Source organism: Gordonia otitidis NBRC 100426 (assembly GCF_000248075.1).
Lineage (GTDB): Bacteria > Actinomycetota > Actinomycetes > Mycobacteriales > Mycobacteriaceae > Gordonia > Gordonia otitidis.
Genome location: NZ_BAFB01000176.1, coordinates 1 through 24090 on the forward strand (window position 1 = coordinate 1; position 24090 = coordinate 24090).

A 24090-nucleotide genomic window follows, 5' to 3' on the forward strand; every position below is an offset into this window, starting at 1 on the left:
GCGTGATTTCAATCTCATCCGCGAATGTGTGCTCGGTTCCCCGCTCTCGCCCTACACCCCGGCGTTCGACATCCAGCAGGCGTGCGGCACCGGTCTTCAGGCGATCACCGCTGTTGCCGACGGCATCGCGCGCGGTCGGTACGACGTCGCGGTCGGTGGCGGCGTCGACACCACCTCCGACGCCCCGATCGGCGTATCCGAGGATCTGCGGCTGTCGCTGCTCGAGGTCAACCGGGCACGCTCGCCCAAGGATCAGGTCCTCGGCATCCTGAAGGCACTGCCCAAGCTCGGTATCGAGATCCCCAAGAACGGCGAGCCGCGCACCGGCATGTCGATGGGTGAGCACGCGGCCATCACCGCCAAGGAGTTCGGCATCAAGCGTGCCGACCAGGACGCGCTCGCGGCTGCGAGCCACCAGAAGATGGCAGCCGCCTACGACGCGGGCTTCTTCGACGACCTGATCACCCCGTACATGGGTCTGCTCCGCGACCAGAACCTTCGCGGCGATTCGACGGTCGAGAAGCTTGCGAAGCTCAAGCCGGTCTTCGGGGTCTCGCTCGGCGACGCCACCATGACCGCAGGCAACTCGACGCCGCTCACCGACGGCGCGTCGACGGTGCTGCTCTCCTCCGATGAATGGGCGCAGGAGAAGGGACTCCCGGTTCTCGCCTACTTCGTCGATTCCGAGACCGCGGCCGTCGATTACGTCAACGGTCCCGACGGCCTGCTGATGGCGCCCACCTACGCGATTCCGCGCCTGCTCAAGCGCAACGGTCTGACGCTGCAGGATTTCGACTTCTACGAGATCCACGAGGCGTTCGCGTCGGTCGTGCTCGCGACGCTGCAGGCGTTCGAGAGCGAGGAGTACTGCAAGGAGCGCCTCGGCCTCGACGGAGCGCTCGGCTCGATCGATCGCAGCAAGCTCAACGTCAACGGGTCCTCGCTCGCCGCAGGACACCCCTTCGCCGCGACCGGCGGCCGGATCGTCGCGCAGGCGGCCAAGCAGATCAAGGCCAACGGCGGCGGTCGCGCACTGATCTCGATCTGCGCCGCCGGTGGCCAGGGCGTGACGGCGATCATCGAGGGCTGAGCCCGGCTGAGCCCGTCGAATCCGGTTTCCTGCCAGTTCGGTCAAAGCTTTCTCAACGGGCTGTAACGAATCCGGATGCACGGTAGATATACGTGTTAGCTCCGGTTGAGCTGTCAGACCCCCGACCCGACAGCTCAATCGGAGCGTCTGCTTATCCAGGTCAGAAGTGATTTTCCGCCACGCTCGACCTGGTTCTGCCCAGGGCGCACGTTTCGCCCGCGTCCGTAATGTCCTGTATGACTGACAGCGTGTTCTCGATGTCCGCGCGCCGACGGCGAGTCGGCGCGCGACTGGTCCTCGGTGTGGCGCTTGTCACCTCGGTGGTGCTGGCAGTCGATCTTGTCGTCACCGATTCGCGCTCTGCGCGCGGCGCGGTGATCTCCGGACTCGATGTCGGGAACGATTCACGCGCGGAGTTGAATCCCGCGCTCGACGAATTGCAGAAACGTGCGGTCCGGCCCGTCACGCTGCGCACACCGTCGGGAACCGAGAAAGTTGCTGCCCACGAGCTCGGACTGAGCTTCGACGCCGACGCGACCGTCGAGAAGTTGATGCGGCAACCGCGGACTCTGTGGGACCGCGTCGCGGCACTGTTCGGACGTTCGCACGACGTGGAACCGGTGGTGCATGTCGACCGCGCACGCTTCGCGGCGGCGCTCGATGCGCGCAGAGACCAGTTGGAGAAGGCTGCGGTCGAGGGCGGCGTCCACTATCGGGGCGCGACCCCGGTCGCCGATATGCCCAGCCAGGGGCTGCGCGTCGTACGCGCAAGCGCAGCCGACGTCGTCGCCGATCGTTGGCTCGATGATGCCGGGCCGATCGACCTGCCCATGGAACCCTTCTCGCCCACCGTCTCCGCCGCGACCGTGCGTCAGACGGTCGACGGCCCCGCCACCCGTGCGACGTCGACCTCCCTGGGGGTCACGGGCGTCGACGGCGCGCGACAGACGCTCACCCCTGACGCTCTCGGTGCGATCCTGCGGTTCGAGGCCGACGGTCGCGGTGGCCTGGTGGCCCGCGCCGACGAGAAGACCGTGGCCGCGCGTGTCGGCGCGGGACTCGGCCGCACCGAGCGCGCTCCGGTCAGTGCGACTTTCCGGTTGCGCGGTGGCAGTCCCGAAGTGGTGCCGTCACGTGACGGGGCCAGGATCGACTGGCGTGCTACCACGCAGAAAGTCCTCGACGCCGCGCTCGCCGACGACCGTCCGGAATCAGTGGAGGCCACCTATCAGGTGCGCACACCGAAAGTCACCACCGAAAAAGCGAAGAGCCTCGGTGTCAAAGAAGTGGTCTCGGAATTCACCACCGGCGACTTCTCGTCGGCGTCAGGAGAGAACATCCGCCTCGTCGCACAGGAGGTCGACGGCGCCGTCGTCCTTCCTGGCGAGACGTTTTCGCTGAACTCCTACACCGGCCCGCGGGGTGAGGCTCAGGGGTACGTCACGTCGACGATCATCGACCACGGCAGGCCGTCGAAGGCGGTCGGCGGTGGGATCTCACAGTTTGCGACGACGCTCTACAACGCCTCGTACTTCGCGGGACTCGAGGACGTCGACCACACCGAGCACAGCTACTACATCTCGCGGTACCCCGAAGCGCGCGAGGCGACGGTATTCGAGGGCGCCATCGACCTCGTCTTCCGCAACAACACGCGCAACGGGATTCTCATCGAGACCAACTGGACCCCGTCGTCGGTCACAGTGCGGATGTGGAGCACCAAGACGGTCGACGTCGAGTCGATCACCGGTGACCGCTACGGGTACACCTCGCCCGCAGTCGTCGAGTTGCCGCGAGGTCAGGACTGTATAGCCGCCACCGGAATTCGCGGGTTCACCACCTCGAATACCAGGGTGATCACCGACGCCGCGAGCGGCAACGAGATCAGCAGGCACACGCGCACCGTCAAGTACGACCCCGAGCCGACTGTCCGCTGCGTCTGACGCGCGTCCCGACAGTCCCGAGCGATCGCTCGGCCCCACTGTTACCCGTGACACACTCCGTCGTAGGCTGACCGGTGTGGATATCAACGGAGCAAGTGCAATCGTGACGGGTGGGGCGTCGGGCATCGGCGCCGCCGTGGTTCGGCAGCTGGCCGCCAAGGGGGCGAAGGTGGTCGTCGCCGACCTCAACGCCGACAAGGGTGGACTGCTGGCGAAGGAGGTGGGCGGAGAATTCGTCTCGGTCGATGTCACCGACACCGCCGAGATCGAGACGGCCGTCAATCAGGCGAGCGAGCTCGGGCCCCTGCGTGTGCTGGTCAACTCTGCCGGGATCGGGTGGGCGCAGCGCACCATCGGCAAGGACGGCGAGTTCGCCTCGGCACACAACCTCGACGCTTACAAGAAGGTCATCGCGATCAACCTCATCGGCACCTTCGACGCGATCCGTCTCGCCGCGACCGCGATGAGCCGCCTCGAGCCCACCGAGACCGGAGAGCGCGGCGCGATCGTGTCGATGGCCAGCGTCGCGGCATTCGACGGACAGATCGGTCAGGCCGCGTACTCGTCGTCGAAGGGCGGCGTCGTCGGCATGACCCTTCCGGTCGCCCGAGACCTGTCGGCCGTCGGCATCCGCGTCAACACCGTCGCACCCGGCCTCATCGACACACCGATCTACGGTTCGGGCCCCGATTCGGACGCGTTCAAGGCCAACCTCGGCAAGAACGTCCTGTTCCCGAAGCGTCTCGGTGAGCCCGACGAGCTCGCCTCGATGGTCATCGAACTCGTCAGCAACTCCTACATGAATGCCGAGGTGGTTCGCGTCGACGGCGGAATCCGGATGCCACCGAAGTAGTCGGGCACTTGCCCTGGGTCGCGAACAGTCGGGTGCCCAGCAGCACCCGACTGTTCCGGCGCGACCCGCGTTCACCGAGCTGCCGGGCCGTCGGATAGCCTGCGGAGAGCAGTCGGTTCGTCCGTCCCGCCGTGTGGAGCCCCGACGTGTGGGCGGACGACGAGACACCACAATGTGTCGAGGGGAACCCGGTGCGAGTCCGGGACTGTCCCGCAATGGTGAGTCGACGCCCCGCGCGTCGACGAGTCCGATCACCTGCCGCTGTGCCGGATACGCCGTATCCGGCGGTCTGTCCGCCTCGAGGATGAGCGCGCGGCACTCCGACTACCCGGTTGGGTGGGGCTCTTGCGCAGAAGAGTTCGTGGGCGTGCACACGTGGTCGTAGGGCGGACGCCATCCGAACCGATCGAAAGTGTGCAGTATCCCGATGACTGGTATAGCCACGTCCCAGGCAGGAAGTCTTCCCCGCACGAAACGACTCGTCGATGCCAACAAGGCACGCCAGGAGTCAGCCGACGGACTCGAACTCCACACGAGCGCAGACTTCGAGTCGCTGCTCGCCGACGAGGTCGCCGCACTGGTGAAGCGCCAGGTCGACCTCGGGATCACGATTCCCGGCGACGGCGAATACGGGAAGTCGATGTCCAGCAACGTCGATTACGGTGCCTGGTGGTCGTATTCGTTCAACCGGCTCGGTGGCCTCGAACTGACCGACGGCGGCCCCTTCGCCGACGAACCGAAACGTTCGACGCCGGGCCACGTCAGGCTCACCACCTTTCCGGATCGTCGTGACTGGACGATCTTCGCCGACGCCTATCACGATCCGGAAAGCGGCATCGCGGTAGGCGAGCGAGGAGCACTGTTCCCGACTGCTACCGGTCCGGTCACCTATACAGGTCACGACGCGATCGCAGCCGATATCGCGAATTTCACAGCGGCGCTTGCCGGATCGGATCAGAAGACCGGATTCATCACATCGCTCTCGCCTGGCTCGGCATCGCGAATCGGCAACGACTACTACTCAACCGAAGAAGAGTTCATCTGGGCCTGTGCCGACGCCATGCGTGAGGAATACAAGGCGATCATCGACGCAGGCCTCATCCTTCAGATCGACGATCCGTCGATCGCGGAGAACTGGGATCAGATCAACCCGGAACCGACGATCGAGGACTATCTCGCATTCACCCGCATCCGCGTCGAGGCGCTCAATCATGCGTTGCGGGGTTTTCCGGCCGAGCAGGTGCGCTTCCACCTGTGCTGGGGAAGCTGGCACGGGCCGCACACCACCGACCTGGAGTTCCGTCACCTCGTCGACCTCATGCTCGAGATCAACGCGGGCACATACTCATTCGAGGGCGCCAATGCCAGACACGAGCACGAGTGGAAGATCTGGCGCGATGTCACACTTCCCGACGGGAAGAAGATCGCACCGGGCGTCGTCAGTCACGCAACCAACGTGGTCGAGCACCCCGAACTCGTCGCTGACCGGATCGAACGTTTCGCGACGCTGGTCGGACCGGAGAACGTCGTCGCATCGACCGACTGCGGACTCGGCGGTCGTATCCATCCGCAGATTGCGTGGGCAAAGCTCGAAAGCCTCACGCGCGGCGCGGAGTTGGCGTCTGCCCGGCTGACCTGAGCTGCCGATCAGGGGGCCTGACTACTCCTCGTCGCGCCAGCTCATCGGAATCTCGGCATTTCCACCATCTTTCGGTCCAGGGTGAACACCGTCATCCGAGACGTGTTCGCTGTGGCGATGATGTTCTCCATGCGTTGATTGGGAATGAGTGAACGAACTGCTGCGCGCAACCGCGGATTCGCGTCGACACGTTGACGGTCCTTGCTGTCGAGCACCAGCATCCCCTGGTAGAGACGCTGATACGAGGTCAGTCCCTCAGGTGTCCAACCGGGCCGCGGCGTCGGTGCGAGGTAGCCGATGATGCTGGCGCACGTGCCGTCGACGCAGAGGTCGTAGTCAGCGGTATCGGTTGCGTAGTCGAAATTGCGCGTCGTCAGCGTCCATCCCGACCTGTCGGTGTATCGGTAGTTCACGTCGGCGCCGGGAACCAGCGTGAGCGAGCTCGTGTCTCCCGTCCGGTTGTCGAGTAGGGGGCGCGCGAGTGAGTAGCCGTTGACCGGCGCGAACGACCACGACGTGGTCGGGTCTATCGGCTTGTACCAGTATCCGTTCTGCCCGCTCCGTCGTCCCTCGACACGGAGTTCGCGCTTGTCCGACGAGAATCCGGTTTGCCGGATGGTGATGGTCGACGTGATCTCGCCGGGCACCTTCGGTTGCCGGACCCAGGCGGGTGGAGGTAGTTGGAACTTGGCGTAGGCCTGCGGGAAAACGCTGCGCAGGAATGGATACTGTGCGAAGAAGCCCTCGAAATTGTTCGGAGCCCCCTGTAGCTTTCCCTGGTCTTGCGGGGTGTAGGAGAAGAAGAGGGTGTCAGCTCCCGAGATGTCGAAATCCCACAGGCGTGTGTACATGTCGCCGTAGTCGTTGATCACGAAGGTCGTCGAACCCGACGACGACAGGTTGCGCGATACGAACCGTCCGTCGAGCGGACCCAGCATCTCGTAGCTGTAGTCGTCGGAGAAGCGCTTGTCGCTGGGTTTGAGCGGGTCGGCGCCGGGCAACCATGGATCGAGGATGTGGATCCGGTTACCGTTCTTGGACAGTGTGTAGACAGTTGTGACGCCTGCGCCACCGACAGGCTGCTTGTGGCCCGCGCTGTCTGTCCACGTCGCCTCCTGGCGGAAAGGGATCACCGATGTGTAGATCGGATCGAGCCACGAAAAGCTCCATGCACGTTGGTCGGGTCGAACCTTGTTGCCGGCGGGGTTGAGCCAGATCGGCGAACCGAATCGTGTGGTCCACCACCATAGTTCAGGTGTCTCGTCGGCTGATTCCAAGGTGGCGATTCGGCCGCCGTACACCAGAACGACGAGACGACTCCCGTCGACGGACAAGCCGGTCATCTGCCCCTGTAAACACTGAGGAACTGGCGCGATCCGCCAATCTCCCTGTCTTGGCAGATTTCGCGTAGAGGTTACCGCCGAAAAGCGCGTACTGCCAGATCGAGTTGAATCCCGCCTTGTCCGTCCGTAGATGGATTCTCGGTGGAAGAGCGCGCTGTACACGGTCGTTGGCACGCGGCATTGTCAGTAGCCCGATTCCGGGATTCGGCGCGTGGAGTGGAACCGGCCACGCGCCCGCACGTCCGGGAAACGTCAACCAGGCGCAGCTGACCGGTTTCGGTAGGACGCCGATGGGGAGCCGTTCGTCGGCATGTGCACTCGGGGACAGTCCCATGGCGAGCGCCGCCGCAATGATCAGTCCAAGCGATACACGGTAGAAGCTCTTCGACATCGCGGTGGTCTCCGAGTCTCGGAATGAGTGGGATCGTGCACTGTCGATGTCACTATATTCATTTCGACCGTTGTTGTTTGCGGTTACGGAAATCCGCTGACGTTCACATCGGGCGCGTATGTCCTTCGGTGTTCACGTATTGTTCTCCGGTGTTCACACCGTGATTCGACAAAGGCGGCCCCGCAACCGAGTAGGGTTGCGGGGCCGCCTTTGTCGAATAGATCAGCGGATCAGAACGCCGCTTCGTCGAGCTCCATGACGTCGTTGTCGATGTTCTCCACGACGCTGCGCACTGAGGTCAGCAGCGGCAGCATGTTCTTCGCGAAGAAGCTCGCCACGGCGATCTTGCCCTCGTAGAAGGCCTTGTCGGCGTCGTCGCCCGCATCGAGCTTGCCGAGCGCGACCTCGGCCTGCTTGAGCAGCAGCCACCCGATCAGCAGGTCGCCGACGGCCATGAGGTAGCGCACCGAACCGAGGCCGACCTTGTAGAGCTGCGTCGAGTCCTCCTGGGCGCCCATCAGGTAGCCGGTCAGCGTAGCGGTCATCGACTGCACGTCCTCGAGAGCGGTCTTCAGCAGGGCGCGCTCGGTCTTGAGTCGACCGTTGCCCGCCTCCGAGTCGATGAACGACTGGATCTGACCGGCGACGTGTGCGAGGGCCTGGCCCTTGTCGCGGATGATCTTGCGGAAGAAGAAGTCCTGCGCCTGGATGGCCGTGGTGCCCTCGTAGAGAGAGTCGATCTTCGAGTCGCGGATGTACTGCTCGACCGGGTAGTCCTGCAGGAAGCCGGAGCCGCCGTAGGTTTGCAGGGACTCGGTGAGCGTGCCGTACGCACGCTCGGAGCCGACGCCCTTGACGATCGGGAGCAGCAGGTCGTTGACCCGATGTGCGGTCTCCGCGTCAGCGCCCGACACGATCTTCGCTGCGGCCTCGTCCTGATGCGACGCGGTGTAGAGGTACACAGCGCGCAGACCCTCGGCGTATGCCTTCTGGGTCATCAGTGCACGACGCACGTCCGGGTGGTGCGTGATCGTCACGCGCGGCGCGGTCTTGTCGGTCATCTGGGTCATGTCGGCGCCCTGGACACGCTCCTTGGCGTAGTCGAGTGCGTTCAGGTAACCCGTCGACAGCGTCGAAATGGCCTTGGTGCCCACCATCATTCGCGCGTGCTCGATGACGTCGAACATCTGCGCAATACCCTTGTGCACCTCGCCGACGAGCCAGCCCTTGGCGGGAACGCCGTGCTGACCGAAGGTGACCTCGCAGGTCGCGGAGACCTTCAGGCCCATCTTGTGCTCGACGTTGGTGACGAAGACACCGTTGCGCTCGCCGAGTTCACCGGTCTCGTGGTCGAAGTGGAACTTCGGTACGAAGAACAGCGACAGCCCCTTGGTGCCGGGTCCGGCACCCTCGGGACGGGCGAGCACGAGGTGGAAGATGTTCTCGGTCATGTCCTGGTCACCGGAGGTGATGAAGCGCTTCACACCGTCGATGTGCCAGGAGCCGTCCTCCTGCTGCGTTGCCTTGGTGCGGCCCGCGCCGACGTCGGAACCCGCGTCGGGCTCGGTCAGCACCATGGTGGCGCCCCAACCGCGCTCGGCACAGATCTGTGCCCACTTCTTCTGCTCGTCGGTGGCGTTGTCGTAGAAGATCTCGGAGAAGCCCGCACCCGCCGAGTACATGAACAGCGCGGGATTGGCGCCCAGGACCATCTCGGCGAGTGCCCAATAGAGCGTGCGGGGAGCCGGCATGCCGCCGAGATCCTCGTGCAGACCGACCTTGTCCCAGCCAGCCTCGATGTAGGCGTTGTAGGACTTCTTGAACGCTTCGGGGATCGTGACGCTGTGCGTCTCCGGATCGAAGGTGGGGGGATTGCGGTCGCCCTCGGCGAACGACTCCGCGATCACGCCCTCGGACAGGTTCTTCACCTCGCGGAGCATGTCGACAGCGGTCTCGTGGTCGAGATCGGCGAACTCTTCGGATTCGAGGACCTTGTCGAGTTCGAACACATCGAAGAGGTTGAACTGCAGGTCGCGCATGTTGCTCTTGTAATGACCCATTGTCTGGTTCCTTCTAGTAGACCTGGCTTGTTGTGCCGCGGGCTGACGAACTTCGGGCGGGCATCGACGGAGCGTCGGAGAACCTCATCCACCGCAAAGTCCTGCCGCGACGAGAGTCGCTGCGAGGAAATCGTGTGTGTTTCGAAGTTGACGCGAACGCCAAGTTACTCGCCAGTAACCCCAGTTTACCGCGTGGCCGCACACACTCACAACCGCACGGCCTGTGAGCGTGCTCGCAATTGCAAGCGTTGGGTTCGCTGCAGTGAACTCTGGTCGAGTCGGACGTCCCGGATCCCGAAGGATGACCAGTTCAGAGCTCTTTGCGCAGATAGGACAGGTCGGCGGGAATGCCGTCGGCCGGCGTCTCGAGGATCAGTGGCGCGTCGGCGATACGGGCCACATCGACCAGGACGTCGGGATCGATGTGGCCGGACTCCAGATTCGCGTGCCTGTCACGGCCCGAGTCGAACTCGTCACGCGAGTTGTTGAGGTGGACGAGATCGATGCGGCCCGTGATGGCGCGTACGCGTTCGACCAGACCCACGAGGTCCTCACCGCCCGCCCAGGCGTGACAGGTGTCGAGACAGAACCCGGCCTGCTCGAAGTCGCCGACGGCATCCCACAGTCGGTCGATGGCCTCCAGCGTCCGTGCCATCGCGTGATCGCCGCCCGCGGTGTTCTCGATGAAGATCGGCACGCCGAAGCCGCCCTTGTCCTGCTGGCGGTCGAAGAGTTTGCGCCAGTTGGCAAATCCCTCAGCGGAGTCCTCGCCGTCGCGCAGGTGACCGCCGTGGACGACGAGCCCGATCGCTCCCAACTCGGCTGCGGCGTCGGCCTGTTGCTCGACTGCCTTACGCGAGGGCATACGCAGCCGGTTGTTCAGACTCGCGACGTTGATCTGGTAGCTCGAGTGGACCACGACGTCGATAGGTGACTCGCGGATCCGCTCGGCCTCTGGATGTGGTTGCGGTTTCTTCCAACTCTGCGGATCGGTGACGAACATCTGGAAGACGTCGATGTCGAGTTCTTCGGCGGTCTCGAGCGGCTGGGCGTCTTCTCGCAGATGGGCTCCGATGCGCATGGCCACAACGATAGTGACACCCTCCGACGCGCCACGGACCGGTGACCGTCGGGCGACTGACCGTCTGCGTTGTCAGTCGCCGAGTCCGGGCTCGGTCTCGATGGTGATCGGTACTCCGCTGGCGATCAGCAATCGGCAGGGCGCTTCGGTGTCGCGGTAGAGATGCAGCCACTCGTGTCCGGAACCCCGCTCGTAGACGCTGTCGAGGGCGCGGTTCAGTCGGGCCTCTGCCTCCTTGGTGATCAGGTAGCGCTGATCGCCGTAGCGGAGAAAACGGTTGGGCATGGAACCTCCCGACGTCGGAGCGCCGCATCTCTGTGATGCGCATCACCAGTCTAGGAAGTTCTGGCTGTGGATGCCCTGACAACGGATGGCAAACACCACGCAACCGTGTGGTGTTCACTAGGCTGACAAACAGTTAAGGGTGGGACCAGCTCTCATCGTGTTCGTCGGCCGTGTCGTGTTCACGTTCGACTTGTGAGATTTGAGGATTACCCGCTTGAGCGTGGATGACACCGTACGACCCCCGGTGCGAGGTGCAGGTGACGACGGTTCCGACGAACCGCCGACCATGGCGCCGGTTCTCGACGATCTCGCTGACGCAGCGGAGTTGGAGCCGGAGCCGGAGAAGCGTCGGGATCTGACGCTCGTCCGTCGGATAGCGATCACGGCGTGGATCGCGTTCATGATCTACGAGTTCTCCGTGTACGGGTTGGCCTTCGATCGCACCCGACTGATCGTCCTGCTGTGCCTTGGCCTGTTCGCGGCGACGATCGGTCGACGCCGTGCGATCACCGTGATCATCGACTGGGCGCCGTTCGCGCTCATCCTGATCCTCTACGACTGGACACGCGACGTCGCGCGGATCGTCGACATGCCGACACACTGGCATCTCGCCGCCGACGTCGACCATGCGCTGTTCGGTGTGGTTCCGACGGTGTGGCTCCAGGGTCATCTGAAAGAGGCGTCTGCTCCGTGGTGGGAGATCATCACCAGCGTCGTGTACATGTCGTACTTCGTCGTGCCCTACGCGGTAGCCGCGGTGCTGTGGCTGCGTGACAGGTCGTCGTGGCGACGCTTCGCGGCATGTTTCGTCGCGGCGACGTTCCTCGGCCTCGTCGGATACACGCTGGTACCCGCGGCACCGCCCTGGGCCGCTGCGCGCTGCACATCGGCGGAGGTCGCCGAGGGTCCGCGTGAAGCCGAGTGCATGACGACACCGCAGGCGACGACGCCCGGCGGCATCCTCGGCACCACCGATCCGAGCCATCCCGGCGCGCAACCCTACGTCGAGCGCATCTCGGCCCGCGGCTGGGAGTACCTGAACATCCATGTCGCGTCGAGTCTGATCGAGATCGGGCAGGGTAAAGCCAACCTGGTTGCCGCGATCCCGTCGCTCCATGCCGGACTGACCATGCTGTTGGCGCTGTTCATGTGGCCCCGGGTCAAGGCGCTGGGCAAAACACTGTTCATGGGTTACGCGTTCGCGATGGCCTTCACACTCGTCTACACGGCCGAGCACTACGTCTTCGACGTCCTGCTCGGATGGGCGCTCGCCGCGTTCGTGATCGCCGTCTACGTGCTGGTCGATCGTCGGTTCATCCTGCCGCGGCAGCGTCGACGAGCCGCGGAGCAGGAGGCTCTGCAGTCCGACGACGCAGACCTCGGCGCGGCAGGCGCCTGACCTCCCCGGCATCGACCACTGACGGGTCGTCGTCGCGTCGGTGATCGGTTGCGCCGGTAATCTCGAGTCCGTGGCCGGTTCGCGTCGACGAGCGTATGGCCGTCGACAGTTCACACGACTCTCGACGGCTGGTCGCGCGCGGTTGCTGCTCGTCGGGCTGCTCGTTCCGGCTGTTGTCGCGATGCACGCACTGCTCGGACCGGTACACCCACGGGTTGCCCACCCGATGCCACCCGCGCACACGGGTATGCAGATGACCGCATCGACCGACGACCCTGCGCACATGTCCTCGGGCGACCACTGCGCAGTACTCGGGCATCACTGTGTCTCTTTGCGTGCCATCGATTTCCCGGCCATCGAGCCGGCCGTTCTGCCGCTCCTGGTGTTCGCGATGCTGCTGTTCGCGATGGCCGCGCTCGTCAGTCCCGGAGTGCGCACACTCGGTCGGCCGCCGCCGTGGGCGATCCGCGATCACCTTCGGCTTGGGGTGATCCGCTGCTGAGTCGACGACGTCGGGTTCCGCTCGAACCGGAACCGCGTGTCGTCGTGTCCGGATACGGGTGCCGCACTCATGTGCCACGTATCCGGTCCACCAGCAGATCACCACCCAGACAAGGAATTCATCGATGTCCAGCAACACCATTCGTCGCACCGGCCTGCTCTCCGCATGCGGTGCCGCCGCAGCTCTCATCGCGCTCGCGGGATGCTCGACCTCCGAGAGCGCGTCGTCGACGAGCCAGGCGGTCGCCTCGAGCCAGGTGAAGACGAGCGGGGAATCGACGGCCGGTAGTTCGGCCGAGGCGGCGGCGCACAACGCCGCCGACGTCAGTTTCAACCAGATGATGATCCCGCACCATCAGCAGGCCGTCGCCATGGCCGACCTCGTGCCGTCACGCACCGACAACGTCGCCGTCCGCGAGTTGGCCGGCCAGATCAAGAATGCCCAGCAACCCGAGATCGACCAGATGACACAGAGATTGGAGTCGTGGGGAGTATCCCCGGGTGCGCAGGAGCACGGGTCACAGCAACACGGTTCGATGGCTTCCGGTTCCACGGCGCACGGGACGATGGGAATGTCGGGAATGATGTCGGACCAGGACATGACGGCCATCGAGAATGCCCGTGGGGCAGAATTCGACAGGCTGTGGCTGCAGGGCATGATCTCCCACCATCAGGGTGCGATCGACATGGCGGACACCGAACTCGCCGACGGGGTCGACCCGGGATCACGTGCGCTGGCGGAGCAGATCAAGAAGACGCAGCAGACCGAGATCGACCGCATGCGCTCGATGCTCGGACAGTGATGCTGCCGCGTTGGTGAGCCGGGTCGAGGGTCGGCGGGTGTGCAGCGCTCGCCGACCCTCGCCCGTCAGTCGCGCCTTGCCCGTCAGTCGCGGCGCAGCGGCAGGCGCATCAGGTAAACCTGATAGCCAACGGACACCGAGTACGTGAAATACAGTGTGCTGCCCTGCGACCAGGGGTGGATGAAGGGTGCGTATCCCGTCGGTGGATTGTTCATCGGCACGACGAGTTCCCCCGGGGTCCACGGTCCCGCGGGATTGTCGGCGGTGCGCATCACCACGCCGTTGTCGCTCTGGCCCAGTGACACGAACCGTCCGAGATAACTGTTGTAGGCCACCGACATCTCGCCTGTCGGCGCGCCCATCACAGGCGTTGCTGCCGACGGATCGTTCCGCACCCAGTTGCCGTACGAGAAATAGTCGTAGGCGCCCAGGTTCTCGATGTTTCTGGCGTTCACGCGTGCGAGATACACCGCGCCGAAACGGCCGTCGGGGGTGCCGTAGGTGTAGACGGTGTCGCCGACTTTGAGGAAGGCGGCCATCTGGAATTTCTTGTTGCCGCCGCCGTTGGGGCGAAAGGCATTGAGCGCGTGCCAATTGTTCCCGTTGTCGTCGGACGCGACGAGCCCCGACCAATTGGTGTACCAGACGCCGGGCTGTCCCCAGTGCCGCACCGACATCACGCTCATGTACTGCTTGCCGTTGGCGGCGACCCCCGCGGTCGGGATGATCGTGATCTCTTTGCGGAGGTCGGGTTTCAACAGTCGCTTGGCCTGTCGCGGCGGACCGGCGTGGCCGGTGAACGCCATACCGTCGGCCAGATCGCGATCGGTGCTGCGCAGTAGCGCGTTGGACTGCCAGTAGTAGAGCTGTCCGTAGAGCAACGACCAGCCGTTGAAGGTCTGGGTGTCGCCGAATGCGGCGAGAATCTCACCTCTGCCGTTGTCCCACATGGTGCCGAGGTCGGTGCCGTAGATGTTGTAGCGGCCGGGAGTGTCGTTGATCGATCCCGGACCGGTCAGTCGAGCAACCATCGAAGCAGCGCCCGCCGCGTATGTCTGTGCGGAGGCGTGCGGCGAGGTCACGGTGCCGAGTACGAGTGCCGTGGCGGCGACACCGACGAGTGACGACGTGAGTCTTCGACGCGCCCCCGCGCTCGCCTTTCGCCCCCGCCAGGACCATGGCATGCCGTGACCCTATCAACACCTGATGGTTATCTCGCGGCGTTATTCGGCGATTGTGCGAATTGATTCGCGGCTATGCCTCGCGATACCGATCGGTGAGGTCGACGCTCGTGAAATCGATCTCTGCGGCAGCATTGTTCACTGCGGTCACAATTCCCATGCCGAACATTCCGTGCGAATCAAACAATCCGGCGGTGCCGACGGAGAGTCCGTCATGTTCGATGTGGCTGTCCGCCTCGACGCCGACCCACTCGCCCGCGGGCAGCCGTGCGAGCTCGACGGTCAGGTCGCAGTTGATGAAACCGATGCCCGTCGACCCCCAGTTCGTGATGAGGCTGGTCGACTCGGCTCCGGTCACGGCCCGCACGAACGGCGTCGTCGTCTCACCGTCGATCGTGGGCAGCGGGTGGGACCACAGGCGTTTTCGTCTGCCGTTCTGGTGCGCGCCCATGTCGGTGTTCCACATGGGTTCCGACTCCGGCCCTGCGACCTCCGACGAGAATCGGGACATGACGTCGGAATCGCCGATGTCCTCGGTGGGAGGTCGAAACGTCACGGCGTCCGCCGGTCGTTGCCAACGGTCGCCCGGCGGATTCTGCGATGGCCGCAGGAAGACCGCCGTCGCGCGGGCGACGAGAACTTCGTCCTGCGAACCGGATCCGGGGTCGGGGTCGGTCCGCTGCACCACGTCGATCTCCGCGACGCGTATCCGTCCACCCGCGCGGACGAGTCTGCCTCGGGTGAACGTCGGCACCTCGCGGGCGACCTTGAACATGTCGATCGTGAATCGCGCGGGGCGGAAGCCGTCCTCGCCGAATCGTCGCTCGACCCGATGTGCTGCGAGCGCGCACACCGCCGGACCGTTGAGTGTGCCGGGCGCCCAGAGACTCTCCGCGTATCCGGTGGGAATCGCAGATCCCTCGTCGGAGACCGAATCGGAACCGCCCGGGGTGAAGAATGCACTGGTTTTCGACACGAACCAACTCTTACCCGGAAGCGTACGAGTCCTCGGAACCGGCCCCCGACAACGCGTTTTGTGCGCAGTTGTGTCTTAATCCCGTCAAAGTGCCCATCGCGGGGATAGTCTGAGCGCATGACCTTTGCGCCGTATGCGAAACAGATTCCCGACGAATTGATCGGCTCCATTCGGACAGCGATGATCGTGACATCGATCATCGGCATCGTGCTCGGCATCATCGCGGTCGTCTGGCCGTCGGCGACGGTGGTGGTGCTCGCAGTTCTCTTCGGTATCGCGCTCATCGTCGCGGGCCTGTTCCGCATCTACGTGGCGTTCTCGGCCAAGATGCTCGGCACGGGTTGGCGGGTCCTCACCGGCATACTCGGCCTGCTGGTGCTGATCATGGGCATCATCGCCCTGTTCAGTCCGGCGAACGCCGTGTGGTTCCTCGCGTTGTTCATCGGTTTCGCATGGCTCTTCGACGGCATCGGTGACCTGGTCACGGCTTTCTCCAAGACCGCGCACGCACCCACCTGGTACCTGATCCTGACCGGCGTCATCTCGATCCTTGCAGGACTCGTGCTGTTGATCGGCTCGTCGATGTGGGCGCTGAGCGTGCTTGTCTGGGTCGCGGGAATCATGCTCATCGTGATCTCGGTCGTCACACTGTTCAATCTGCCCAAGAAGGTCTCCGACCAGCCGGCGGTCTGACCCCGCTCGTTCCGTCGTGAGGCGGTGGCTCTCCGATACGGGGGCCACCGCCTTTTTCGTGGCTGGACGGAGCGCCGGGCGTTGCTGTTCGCTCGGGGGCGTTCGTTCAGTCGTGCCAGGGCGCGATCGGATTGCCCTGCCACCTGGTGTGCGCGGGAACGACATCGCCGCGCATGACCAGCGACGCCGGACCCACGGTTGCTGATTCGCCGAGACCCGACGCGGGGAGCGCGACACAGTGCGGGCCGAGCGTCGCACCGTCGGAGAGGACCACGCGGTCGATGGCCATCACACGGTCATGGAAGAGGTGTGTCTGTACGACGCAACCGCGTTCGACTGTCGCACCGGCACCGAGAGTCACCAGGTCGGCCTCGGGGAGCCAGTAGGTTTCGCACCAGACCCCCTTGCCGATCCGGGCGCCGAGCAGACGAAGCCACACGTTGAGTATCGGGGTTCCGGTTGCCGCGTTGGCGAACCAGGGCGCCGCAACGGTTTCCACGAAAGCGTCGGAGAGTTCGTTGCGCCAGACGAACGAACTCCAGAGCGGATGCTCCGACACCTCGATACGGCCGACGACAGCCCACTTCGCCGCTGCGGCAATGCAACACGCGATGGCTCCGCACAAGAGCAACAGGAGGCCGCTGACCAGTCCGGCAATCACGTAGTTCGCCTGCTGCGCAATGTACTGCAGGCTCAGGAGCATGAAGATGCCCAGGCCGAACGAGATCATCACCGGGATCAGTCGGAGCGTTTCGATCACCGCTCGGGCGACCTTGAGACGCGTCGGCGGATCGAACGTCCGAGACGTGTCGGTCTCGGGTGCTGTGCGCCGAAGCCGGATAGGTGGGCTGCCGAGCCAACTCGATCCCGACTTCGCGCGGTCGGGTGCAGCCGACAGCACGGCGACCAGACCGTTCTTGGGAACCTTGCGACCGGGCGCAGCCATGCCGGAGTTGCCCAGGAACGAGCGCTTGCCGATCTTGACGTCGTCGATGTGCATCCACCCGCCGCCGAGTTCGTAGGACGCGACCATCGTGTCGTCGGCGAGGAAGGCGCCGTCGGCGATCGACGTGAACTTGGGGAGCACGAGGGCGGTGGAGATCTCGGTTCCCTTGCCGACCTTCGCGCCCAGGACGCGGAACCACCACGGCGTCAGGAGTCCGGCGTAGAGCGGAAACAGGTAGGTCCGGGCCGAATCCAGCAGACGTTCGGTCATCCAGACCTGCCACCCCACACGGGAACGAACCGGGTGATAGCCCTTCGTCAAGCCGATCGACATAGACCGCACCAGGATCGCGGTGATCGCCGCGAACACGGCGAGGCTGACGATGGCAGCGACGGGGAGCAGGATCAACGAGCGCACCGCGACGTCGCGCAACCGATCGGCATGCAACGCCCACGTCCCGATGACGAGTAGTCCGACGCCCAGCGAGATCAGTGGTATCGCTGCGAGCACCATCGACGACAGTCCGTAGACCGGCACCCAGATACTCGCACGACGGGGCCGGTGGTCGGGCCACGAGTGCGTCGCCTTACCGATCTTGACGGCGGGCGAACCGGCCCAGTGTTGTCCGGCCTTGACGCGACCGAACACGGCCGAGCCGGGACCGACCTCGGCGTCCTTGCCGACCACGGCGCCTGGGGCAAGCGTCGATCGTGCTCCGACCGTCGCGCCGCGTTTGATGACGACCTCGCCGATGTGCACGAGGTCGCCGTCGATCCACCAGCCCGCGACGTCGACCTCGGGTTCGACGGAGGCTCCCTCGCCGATCGTCAGTTTGCCGGTGACCGGGGGAATGGTGTGCAGGTCGACGCCCCGCCCGACCTTTGCGCCGAGTGCGCGGGCCAGATAGATCATCCACGGGGCGCCCGACAGGTTGGCGGCGCCGCTGGCGACGAGGAGACGTTCGGCGACCCAGAGACGGATGTGCACGCTGCCGCCGCGCGGGTAGGTGCCCGACGCGACACCCCCGAGCAGGATGCGTGACCCGAGCGCCGCGATGATCATCCGGCCTGGCGGCGTGATGAAGACGACGAACGCGGCGAACAGGACCCACCAGTTCACCTCGACGAGCCAGGGCACGGAGACATCGAGGCGGCGTGCGGCCCACGCGCCGATGTTGTTGACCACCCCGAGCCAGGTCGCCCACTGCAGCCCGGTCAGCGTCGACAGCGGCACCGACAGCAGCATCTGTGCGATTCCGGTCGCGGCAGGCGTCGGCTTCACCACGCGCGGATCGACGGCCTGCGCGGGGACGGTGCCGTCGAGGTACTCCGCGAGCGATCCGAGCCGCGGGTGGTCGTAGAGGTCGGCGACGGTGATCTCCGGATAGCGCTCGCGAAGCGCGGTCACCAGTTGTGCCGCGGCCAGCGAGCCGCCGCCCTCGGCGAAGAAGTCGGTCGCGGCGCTCGTCACCGTCGCGCCGAGCACGTCCGTCCATCGTGCCGCCAACCACGCCTCGGTGGCGCTGAGGTCGTCGACGTCGCCGTCGTCGGAGCTGTCGGTACCGGGTAGGGGCCACGGCAGCGCGTCGCGGTCGACCTTGCCGGACGTCCTGGTGGGCAGTTCCTCGACGAGCGCGAGGCGGGGCACCATCGGTGCGGGAAGTTGTTCTGCGAGAAGTCGGTGCGCATTCGCGACGTCGAAGTCGTCATCGGTGGAGACGAGGTAGCCGACGAGCACGCTGTTGCCCGCTGCCGTCTTCCGTACCGCCGTGGCGGCGCCGCTCACGCCGGGCAGGTGCTGGAGCGCGTTGTCGATCTCGCCCAATTCGATCCGTCGGCCGCCGACCTTGACCTGATCGTCGGCGCGACCGCCGAACACCAGGCCGTCGCGGTCGAGGCGGACCAGATCGCCACTGCGGTAGGCGCGCTCCCAGCCGAGAGTCGGCATGGGCGCGTACTTTTCGGCGTCCTTGGCGGGATCCAGATAGTGCGCGAGGCCCACACCGCCGATGATCAACTCACCGGTCTCACCCTCGGCGACAGGCATTCCATCGGCGCCGACCACGGCGAGATCCCAACCGGGCAGGGGAAATCCGATGCGCACCGGACCCGGCCCACCCAGTAGCGACGCACAGGCGACGACCGTTGCCTCGGTGGGGCCGTAGGTGTTCCACACCTCGCGCCCGTCGACGGCGAGTCGATCAGCGAGTTCCGGTGGGCACGCTTCGCCGCCGAAGATCAACAGTCGCACCGCCTCCAGCGCCTCCGGTGGCCACAGTGACGCGAGGGTCGGCACCGTCGAGACGGCGGTGATGTCGCGTTGGACGAGCCACGGTCCGAGGTCCATGCCACTGCGGACCAGCGAGCGCGGGGCAGGCACGAGGCATGCCCCATGTCGCCATGCCAGCCACATCTCCTCGCACGACGCGTCGAAGGCGACCGACAATCCCGCGAGGACCCGGTCACCGGGTCCCAGCGGTGCGTCGCGACAGAACATCGACGCCTCGGCGTCGACGAAGGCTGCAGCATTGCGGTGCGTCACCGCGACACCCTTGGGTGTGCCCGTCGACCCCGACGTGAAGATGATCCACGCGTCGTCGCCGGGCGTGGGTCGGTTCGCGTCCGCGGAGTCGTCGGAAGAGGTGGCGCCGTCTGCTTCCGCCGTGACGTGTATGCCGTCGGCGTCGGCGATCGCGTCCACCTTCGCCTCGCCGAACACCAGCGTCGCGCGTTCCTCGGGGTCGTCGGCGTCGACCGGAACGTACGCCGCGCCGGCGTAGAGCACCGACAGGATCGCGGTGTAGAGATCACGCGAACCGGACGGCATCCGGATGCCCACCCGAGAACCGCGACGCACACCGAGGTGTGCCAGCCGGGCGGCACCCCGACGAACCACCGCGCTGAGCTGTGTGTACGTCAGGATCTGGTCGCCGTCGTCGATGGCGGGAGCGTCGGGATAGCGCTGCGTGGTGGCGTCGAGGATGTCGCACAGTGTGCGGGGCGGGGCCGCCTGCGCCGACAGGAGGAACTCCGCGGGGATGGAATGGGGCAGCCCTGTGTCGGCCGACTGTGTGGCCGGATGTGTGTCGGTCACGCCGACCACCGCAGCGGGAACGACTCCAGCGTGCGCGCGGGCGCAGCAGAATCGGAGTCACACGAGTCACACAGATCACACGAATCGCATGGTGTCGCTGACATGGCTGGTGTTGAGTGTCCTAGCTCTCTGATTCGCGCGAGCGGTGAGTTCGCGCTCGGAATTCGCGGTACGAGACCGAAAGTCTTCCGAAACGGGTGTAGCTTCACAGTCATCGGTTCCGAACACGTTGTAGGAAGCCTCCTCGTTGGAGGGCTCTCGGCAGGAATACTAGCCAGGGGGACTGGGGCCGTGGTTGCCGTCGACGCCGCCACACGATTCTGATCGCGCATCACTTTCTCGCGGTTGGGTTGGGGTGAGGAGGAACAGCATGCCAATTGTGCATCACCGAAAGGCCAGCGCGCTCTCGTACCCGTTGTGGTTTGCGACTCGCGTCTTCTTGAAGCCCACCCTCGCGTTGTGGCCGCTCAACAAGCCCGGAATGGCCGGGCTCTTCCTGATCGACCGTCTGTTCGCGAGTGCGCCGGAACCGCGGCGCGTCGTACGCGACCAGATGGTGCTCGCCGGGCGTCCCACGGAGGTCGTGATGCCCAGCGGACCGTCTCGTCGAGACTCCGACACCGCCATCCTCTACCTCCACGGCGGCGCCTTCGTCGTCGGCGGCCTCGGTACCCACAGGTCGATCGTGGCCCGCCTGGCCCAGGCGTGTGCACTGCCCGTCTTCTCGCTCGAGTACCGACAGCTGCCGAAGGTGGGCGTCGGAACCTCGGCCGACGACGCACTGTCCGCCTACCGAGAACTGCTCACCGACCGCGGCTACCGGCGGCTGGTGGTCGCTGGAGACTCGGCGGGTGGCTTCCTGGCGATGAAGGTCGTCGAGCTCGCGGCAGCAGCAGGACTGCCCGCGCCCGCTGCTCTAGTGGGGTTCTCCCCGCTGCTCGACCTCGATCTCGGCACCAACCCCGACCGCTGCAGTCGTTCAGACGCCTACCTGCCGATGAGGAAGATGGCGCGCCTCGTCCCACTGCTGAACAGGGGACCGGTTCCGCTACGGGGTGCGCGTAAGGCTGCCGACGTCGACTCCGACGCCTTCCCGCCGACGGTGATCATCACGGCCGAGAACGAGATGCTCGAAGCTGACGTCGTCGAACTCATCGAGCGCCTCGACGAGGCGGGCGTCGAGGCAGTCGCACACAGCTACGCCTGGCAGATCCACGCCTTCCCGATCATGAACGCGCGTCACGCTGAGACGCTGCACGCCGTCGAGGTGACCGCCGCATTCACCACCCAGGCGGTCCGCGAGGCGAAGGCCGACGCCGATCGCGACATCAAGGCGGTTGGCTGACGGTCCCAACACGCGGTCGTCGACATGCGCGCATCCGCGAACTGCCATAGTGGATGAGAGCGCGAGACGTCACGCGCAGCGTCGAGAAACAGGTGGTGGACAACGGTGAGTGCGACGAAGACGGTCGGAGAGCTCTTCGGCTTCGACAGGTTGATCAACGACCAGGAGCGGGCGATCGTCGACACCGTTCGCGATTTCGGCGCCAAGCGCTTGCGTCCGCACGTCGGCGAGTGGTTCGAGAACGGCACACTGCCCGTCCGCGACCTCGCACGCGAGTTCGGCGCTCTCGGACTCTTCGGCATGCACCTGGAGGGCTACGGGTGCGCCGGCACCTCGGCCACCGAGTACGGCTTGGCCTGCCTCGAGATCGAGGCCGTCGACTCCGGTCTGCGTAGCTTCATGTCGGTGCAGGGGTCGCTCGCGATGTTCGCGCTCCGCGCATTCGGTAGCGACGAGCAGCGCGAGGAATGGCTGCCCAGGATGGCAGCGGGCGACGCCATCGGCTGCTTCGGTCTGACCGAGCCCGACTTCGGGTCCAACCCGGCGGGCATGCGGACCGTCGCGAAACGCGACGGTGACGATTGGGTGATCAACGGCTCCAAGATGTGGATCACCAACGGCAGCGTCGCCGACGTCGCGATCGTCTGGGCGCGCACCGACCTGGAGGAGGGATCGCGGGGCGTGCGCGGTTTCGTCGTCCCGACCGACACCAAGGGTTTCCGCTCGATGGTCGTCAAGCACAAGCTCTCGCTGCGTGCATCGATCACCGCCGAGCTCTCCTTCGAGGACATGCGACTGCCTGCGTCGGCGATGCTTCCGGGCGTGACCGGGCTCAAGGGGCCGTTGAGCTGTCTGAACGAGGCACGCTTCGGCATCGTGTTCGGTGCGGTAGGTGCTGCTCGTGACAGCCTGGAGTGTGCGCTGTCGTACACCGCCGATCGCGAGGTCTTCGACAAGCCGCTGTCGGGGTACCAGATCAGTCAGACCAAGCTCGCCGACATGGCGCTCGAGGTCGGCAAGGCCTTTCTGCTCGCCATCCAGCTCGGACGCATCAAGGACGAGGGCAAGATAGCCCCGGAGCAGATCAGCCTCGGCAAACTCAACAACGTCCGGGAGGCCATCGCGATCGCTCGTGAGTGCCGAACCCTGCTGGGCGCCAACGGCATCACGCTGGAGTACCCGGTCATGCGTCACGCCAACAACCTCGAGTCGGTGCTGACCTACGAGGGCACGAGCGAGATGCACCAGCTCATGATCGGCAAGGCGCTCACCGGGCAGGACGCCTTCCGGTGACCAATCCCCAGTTCCAGCGCGCCGCACAGGGTTTCTCGCGCGGCATGGTGATCTTCGGGTCCGTCGTGCTGATGGTGTGCGTCGGGTTGCTCGTCGTCAACTGGTGGAACAACCAGCAGTGGCTCTGGGTGGTGCTCGGAATCGTGATCATCGTCGTGAACATCGCCATGGTGGCGTTGACGTTCCGCAAAGCCAAACTCGCCCCGCCGATTCCGGATCGCCGCGACGACGAGGACTAGTCGCCGGTCAGCCCGTCCCGCTGGTTGAGCAGGCCGCGAGCGCAGCGAGCAGCCGGGTCGAAACCACTACGCGCTCAACGTCTCCGGGCAACACTCCGACTGCTTCTCGGAGCTCTCGTCCGCGAATTGCGTGCGGTAGAGCTGTGCGTAACGACCGTTGGCCGCCAGCAGTGCTCGGTGATCACCGCGTTCGACGACGCGCCCGGCTTCGATGACCACGATCTCGTCGGCCGCGCGGATCGTCGACAAGCGGTGTGCGATGACGATCGACGTCCGCCCGTGCAGTGCTTCGCCCAGGGCCTCCTGGACGGCGGCCTCCGACGTCGAATCCAGGTGTGCCGTGGCCTCGTCGAGGATCACCACGGCGGGGTGGGCGAGTAGCAACCGCGCGATGGTCATGCGTTGGCGTTCGCCGCCGGAGAGTCGGTAGCCGCGTTCGCCGACGATGGTGTCCAACCCGTCGGGCAGGCTCTCGACGAGTTGGTCGAGGCGGGCCCGCCGCAGTGCGTCCCAGATCTGGTCGTCCGAGGCGTCGGGTTGGGCCAGAACGAGATTGGCGCGGACGGTGTCGTGGAAGAGGTGGCCGTCCTGGGTCACCAGGCCGACGGTGCGGTGCACCGATTCGCTGCGCAGATCACGGACGTCGACGCCGTTGAGACGGACCGCGCCCTCGTCGACGTCGTACAGACGCGTCGCGAGGCTCGCGATGGTCGACTTGCCCGCACCGGAACTCCCCACCAGCGCGACCATCGACCCGGCCGGGACGTCGATGTCGATGTCGTGCAACACCTGGGTACCGCCCCGGTTGTCCAGCTGCGCAACCTCTTCGAGCGAGGCCAGCGAGACCTTGTCGGCCGACGGGTAGCCGAAGGACACGTGGTCGAAGCGCACGCCGACGCCGTTCTCGGTATCCGGAACGTCGGCGGCGTCGGGCTTGTC

The 24090-nt window shown here is 65.4% G+C and carries 19 protein-coding genes; 11 read left to right on the plus strand and 8 right to left on the minus strand.

Annotation, left to right across the window (positions count from 1 at the left end; translation table 11 throughout):
* From GOOTI_RS17090 to GOOTI_RS17105, 4 genes are all read left to right on the plus strand, one after another.
* A partial coding sequence (locus GOOTI_RS17090; protein ID WP_007239870.1) for an acetyl-CoA C-acetyltransferase occupies nt 1-1090 on the plus strand: 1090 nt, incomplete at its 5' end.
* A gap of 236 nt (nt 1091-1326) precedes the next feature.
* On the plus strand, nt 1327-3030 hold the full coding sequence (locus GOOTI_RS17095; protein ID WP_083835944.1) for a VanW family protein: 1704 nt from the start codon (nt 1327-1329) through the stop codon (nt 3028-3030).
* A gap of 76 nt (nt 3031-3106) precedes the next feature.
* Nucleotides 3107-3883 (plus strand): SDR family NAD(P)-dependent oxidoreductase, encoded by a 777-nt coding sequence (locus tag GOOTI_RS17100; RefSeq protein WP_005178341.1) that lies wholly within the window; start codon nt 3107-3109, stop codon nt 3881-3883.
* 427 nt (nt 3884-4310) lie between these two features.
* Nucleotides 4311-5522, plus strand: coding sequence for a cobalamin-independent methionine synthase II family protein (locus GOOTI_RS17105; RefSeq protein ID WP_007239872.1), 1212 nt, complete (start codon nt 4311-4313; stop codon nt 5520-5522).
* Nucleotides 5523-5563: 41 nt separating this feature from the next.
* On the opposite strand, the gene GOOTI_RS17110 is transcribed toward GOOTI_RS17105, so the two are convergent.
* The 4 genes from GOOTI_RS17110 to GOOTI_RS17125 form a co-directional block, all read right to left on the minus strand.
* Nucleotides 5564-6865, minus strand: coding sequence for a hypothetical protein (locus GOOTI_RS17110; RefSeq protein WP_007239873.1), 1302 nt, complete (start codon nt 6863-6865; stop codon nt 5564-5566).
* A gap of 621 nt (nt 6866-7486) precedes the next feature.
* Nucleotides 7487-9316: an acyl-CoA dehydrogenase gene (locus tag GOOTI_RS17115; protein ID WP_007239874.1), complete on the minus strand. Its 1830-nt coding sequence runs from the start codon at nt 9314-9316 to the stop codon at nt 7487-7489.
* 310 nt (nt 9317-9626) lie between these two features.
* A complete protein-coding gene (locus tag GOOTI_RS17120; RefSeq protein WP_039994281.1) occupies nt 9627-10397 on the minus strand; it encodes a deoxyribonuclease IV in 771 nt (256 codons plus the stop codon).
* Nucleotides 10398-10469: 72 nt separating this feature from the next.
* On the minus strand, nt 10470-10682 hold the full coding sequence (locus GOOTI_RS17125) for a hypothetical protein (RefSeq protein WP_007239876.1): 213 nt from the start codon (nt 10680-10682) through the stop codon (nt 10470-10472).
* A 286-nt stretch (nt 10683-10968) separates the two neighbouring features.
* On the opposite strand from GOOTI_RS17125, the gene GOOTI_RS17130 reads away from it, so the two are divergent.
* The 3 genes from GOOTI_RS17130 to GOOTI_RS17140 all read left to right on the plus strand — a co-directional run bounded on the left by GOOTI_RS17130 (nt 10969) and on the right by GOOTI_RS17140 (nt 13385).
* Entirely contained in the window at nt 10969-12081 is a 1113-nt protein-coding gene (locus GOOTI_RS17130; protein ID WP_007239877.1) for a phosphatase PAP2 family protein, read from the plus strand.
* A gap of 70 nt (nt 12082-12151) precedes the next feature.
* Nucleotides 12152-12583 carry a hypothetical protein gene (locus GOOTI_RS17135; protein ID WP_233425523.1) on the plus strand — a complete coding sequence of 144 codons (432 nt, stop codon included), beginning with the start codon at nt 12152-12154 and terminating at the stop codon, nt 12581-12583.
* Between the two features lie 124 nt (nt 12584-12707).
* Nucleotides 12708-13385 (plus strand): DUF305 domain-containing protein, encoded by a 678-nt coding sequence (locus GOOTI_RS17140; RefSeq protein WP_007239879.1) that lies wholly within the window; start codon nt 12708-12710, stop codon nt 13383-13385.
* Between the two features lie 83 nt (nt 13386-13468).
* Here GOOTI_RS17140 and GOOTI_RS17145 read toward each other — a convergent pair whose 3' ends face one another.
* Entirely contained in the window at nt 13469-14569 is a 1101-nt protein-coding gene (locus GOOTI_RS17145; protein ID WP_007239880.1) for a glycoside hydrolase family 183 protein, read from the minus strand.
* A gap of 70 nt (nt 14570-14639) precedes the next feature.
* Complete coding sequence (locus tag GOOTI_RS17150) at nt 14640-15542, minus strand: acyl-CoA thioesterase domain-containing protein (protein WP_007239881.1); 903 nt, start codon at nt 15540-15542, stop codon at nt 14640-14642.
* A gap of 117 nt (nt 15543-15659) precedes the next feature.
* Between GOOTI_RS17150 and GOOTI_RS17155 the strand changes: the two genes are divergently transcribed.
* Entirely contained in the window at nt 15660-16235 is a 576-nt protein-coding gene (locus GOOTI_RS17155; protein WP_007239882.1) for an HdeD family acid-resistance protein, read from the plus strand.
* Nucleotides 16236-16341: 106 nt separating this feature from the next.
* Here GOOTI_RS17155 and GOOTI_RS17160 read toward each other — a convergent pair whose 3' ends face one another.
* A complete protein-coding gene (locus tag GOOTI_RS17160; RefSeq protein WP_373279031.1) occupies nt 16342-20274 on the minus strand; it encodes a Pls/PosA family non-ribosomal peptide synthetase in 3933 nt (1310 codons plus the stop codon).
* Between the two features lie 370 nt (nt 20275-20644).
* Between GOOTI_RS17160 and GOOTI_RS17165 the strand changes: the two genes are divergently transcribed.
* From GOOTI_RS17165 to GOOTI_RS17175, 3 genes are all read left to right on the plus strand, one after another.
* A complete protein-coding gene (locus GOOTI_RS17165; RefSeq protein ID WP_007239885.1) occupies nt 20645-21619 on the plus strand; it encodes an alpha/beta hydrolase in 975 nt (324 codons plus the stop codon).
* A 105-nt stretch (nt 21620-21724) separates the two neighbouring features.
* Nucleotides 21725-22912, plus strand: a complete 1188-nt coding sequence (locus GOOTI_RS17170) for an acyl-CoA dehydrogenase family protein (RefSeq protein WP_007239886.1) — start codon at nt 21725-21727, stop codon at nt 22910-22912.
* Nucleotides 22909-23151 carry a hypothetical protein gene (locus tag GOOTI_RS17175; RefSeq protein WP_007239887.1) on the plus strand — a complete coding sequence of 81 codons (243 nt, stop codon included), beginning with the start codon at nt 22909-22911 and terminating at the stop codon, nt 23149-23151. The genes GOOTI_RS17170 and GOOTI_RS17175 overlap by 4 nt, the downstream gene beginning before the upstream one ends.
* Nucleotides 23152-23217: 66 nt before the next feature.
* Here GOOTI_RS17175 and GOOTI_RS17180 read toward each other — a convergent pair.
* Nucleotides 23218-24090, minus strand: an 873-nt coding sequence (locus GOOTI_RS17180) for an ABC transporter ATP-binding protein (protein ID WP_007239888.1), incomplete at its 5' end; no start/stop codon positions are given.

Bases quoted from the DNA above. Each gene is read 5' to 3' on its own strand.
- GOOTI_RS17095 (WP_083835944.1), top strand. From the start codon at position 1,327: ATGACTGACAGCGTGTTCTCGATGTCCGCGCGCCGACGGCGAGTCGGC.
- GOOTI_RS17105 (WP_007239872.1), top strand. From the start codon at position 4,311: ATGACTGGTATAGCCACGTCCCAGGCAGGAAGTCTTCCCCGCACGAAA.
- GOOTI_RS17110 (WP_007239873.1), bottom strand. From the start codon at position 6,865: ATGACCGGCTTGTCCGTCGACGGGAGTCGTCTCGTCGTTCTGGTGTAC.
- GOOTI_RS17115 (WP_007239874.1), bottom strand. From the start codon at position 9,316: ATGGGTCATTACAAGAGCAACATGCGCGACCTGCAGTTCAACCTCTTC.
- GOOTI_RS17120 (WP_039994281.1), bottom strand. From the start codon at position 10,397: ATGCGCATCGGAGCCCATCTGCGAGAAGACGCCCAGCCGCTCGAGACC.
- GOOTI_RS17125 (WP_007239876.1), bottom strand. From the start codon at position 10,682: ATGCCCAACCGTTTTCTCCGCTACGGCGATCAGCGCTACCTGATCACC.
- GOOTI_RS17130 (WP_007239877.1), top strand. From the start codon at position 10,969: ATGGCGCCGGTTCTCGACGATCTCGCTGACGCAGCGGAGTTGGAGCCG.
- GOOTI_RS17140 (WP_007239879.1), top strand. From the start codon at position 12,708: ATGTCCAGCAACACCATTCGTCGCACCGGCCTGCTCTCCGCATGCGGT.
- GOOTI_RS17145 (WP_007239880.1), bottom strand. From the start codon at position 14,569: ATGCCATGGTCCTGGCGGGGGCGAAAGGCGAGCGCGGGGGCGCGTCGA.
- GOOTI_RS17155 (WP_007239882.1), top strand. From the start codon at position 15,660: ATGACCTTTGCGCCGTATGCGAAACAGATTCCCGACGAATTGATCGGC.
- GOOTI_RS17165 (WP_007239885.1), top strand. From the start codon at position 20,645: ATGCCAATTGTGCATCACCGAAAGGCCAGCGCGCTCTCGTACCCGTTG.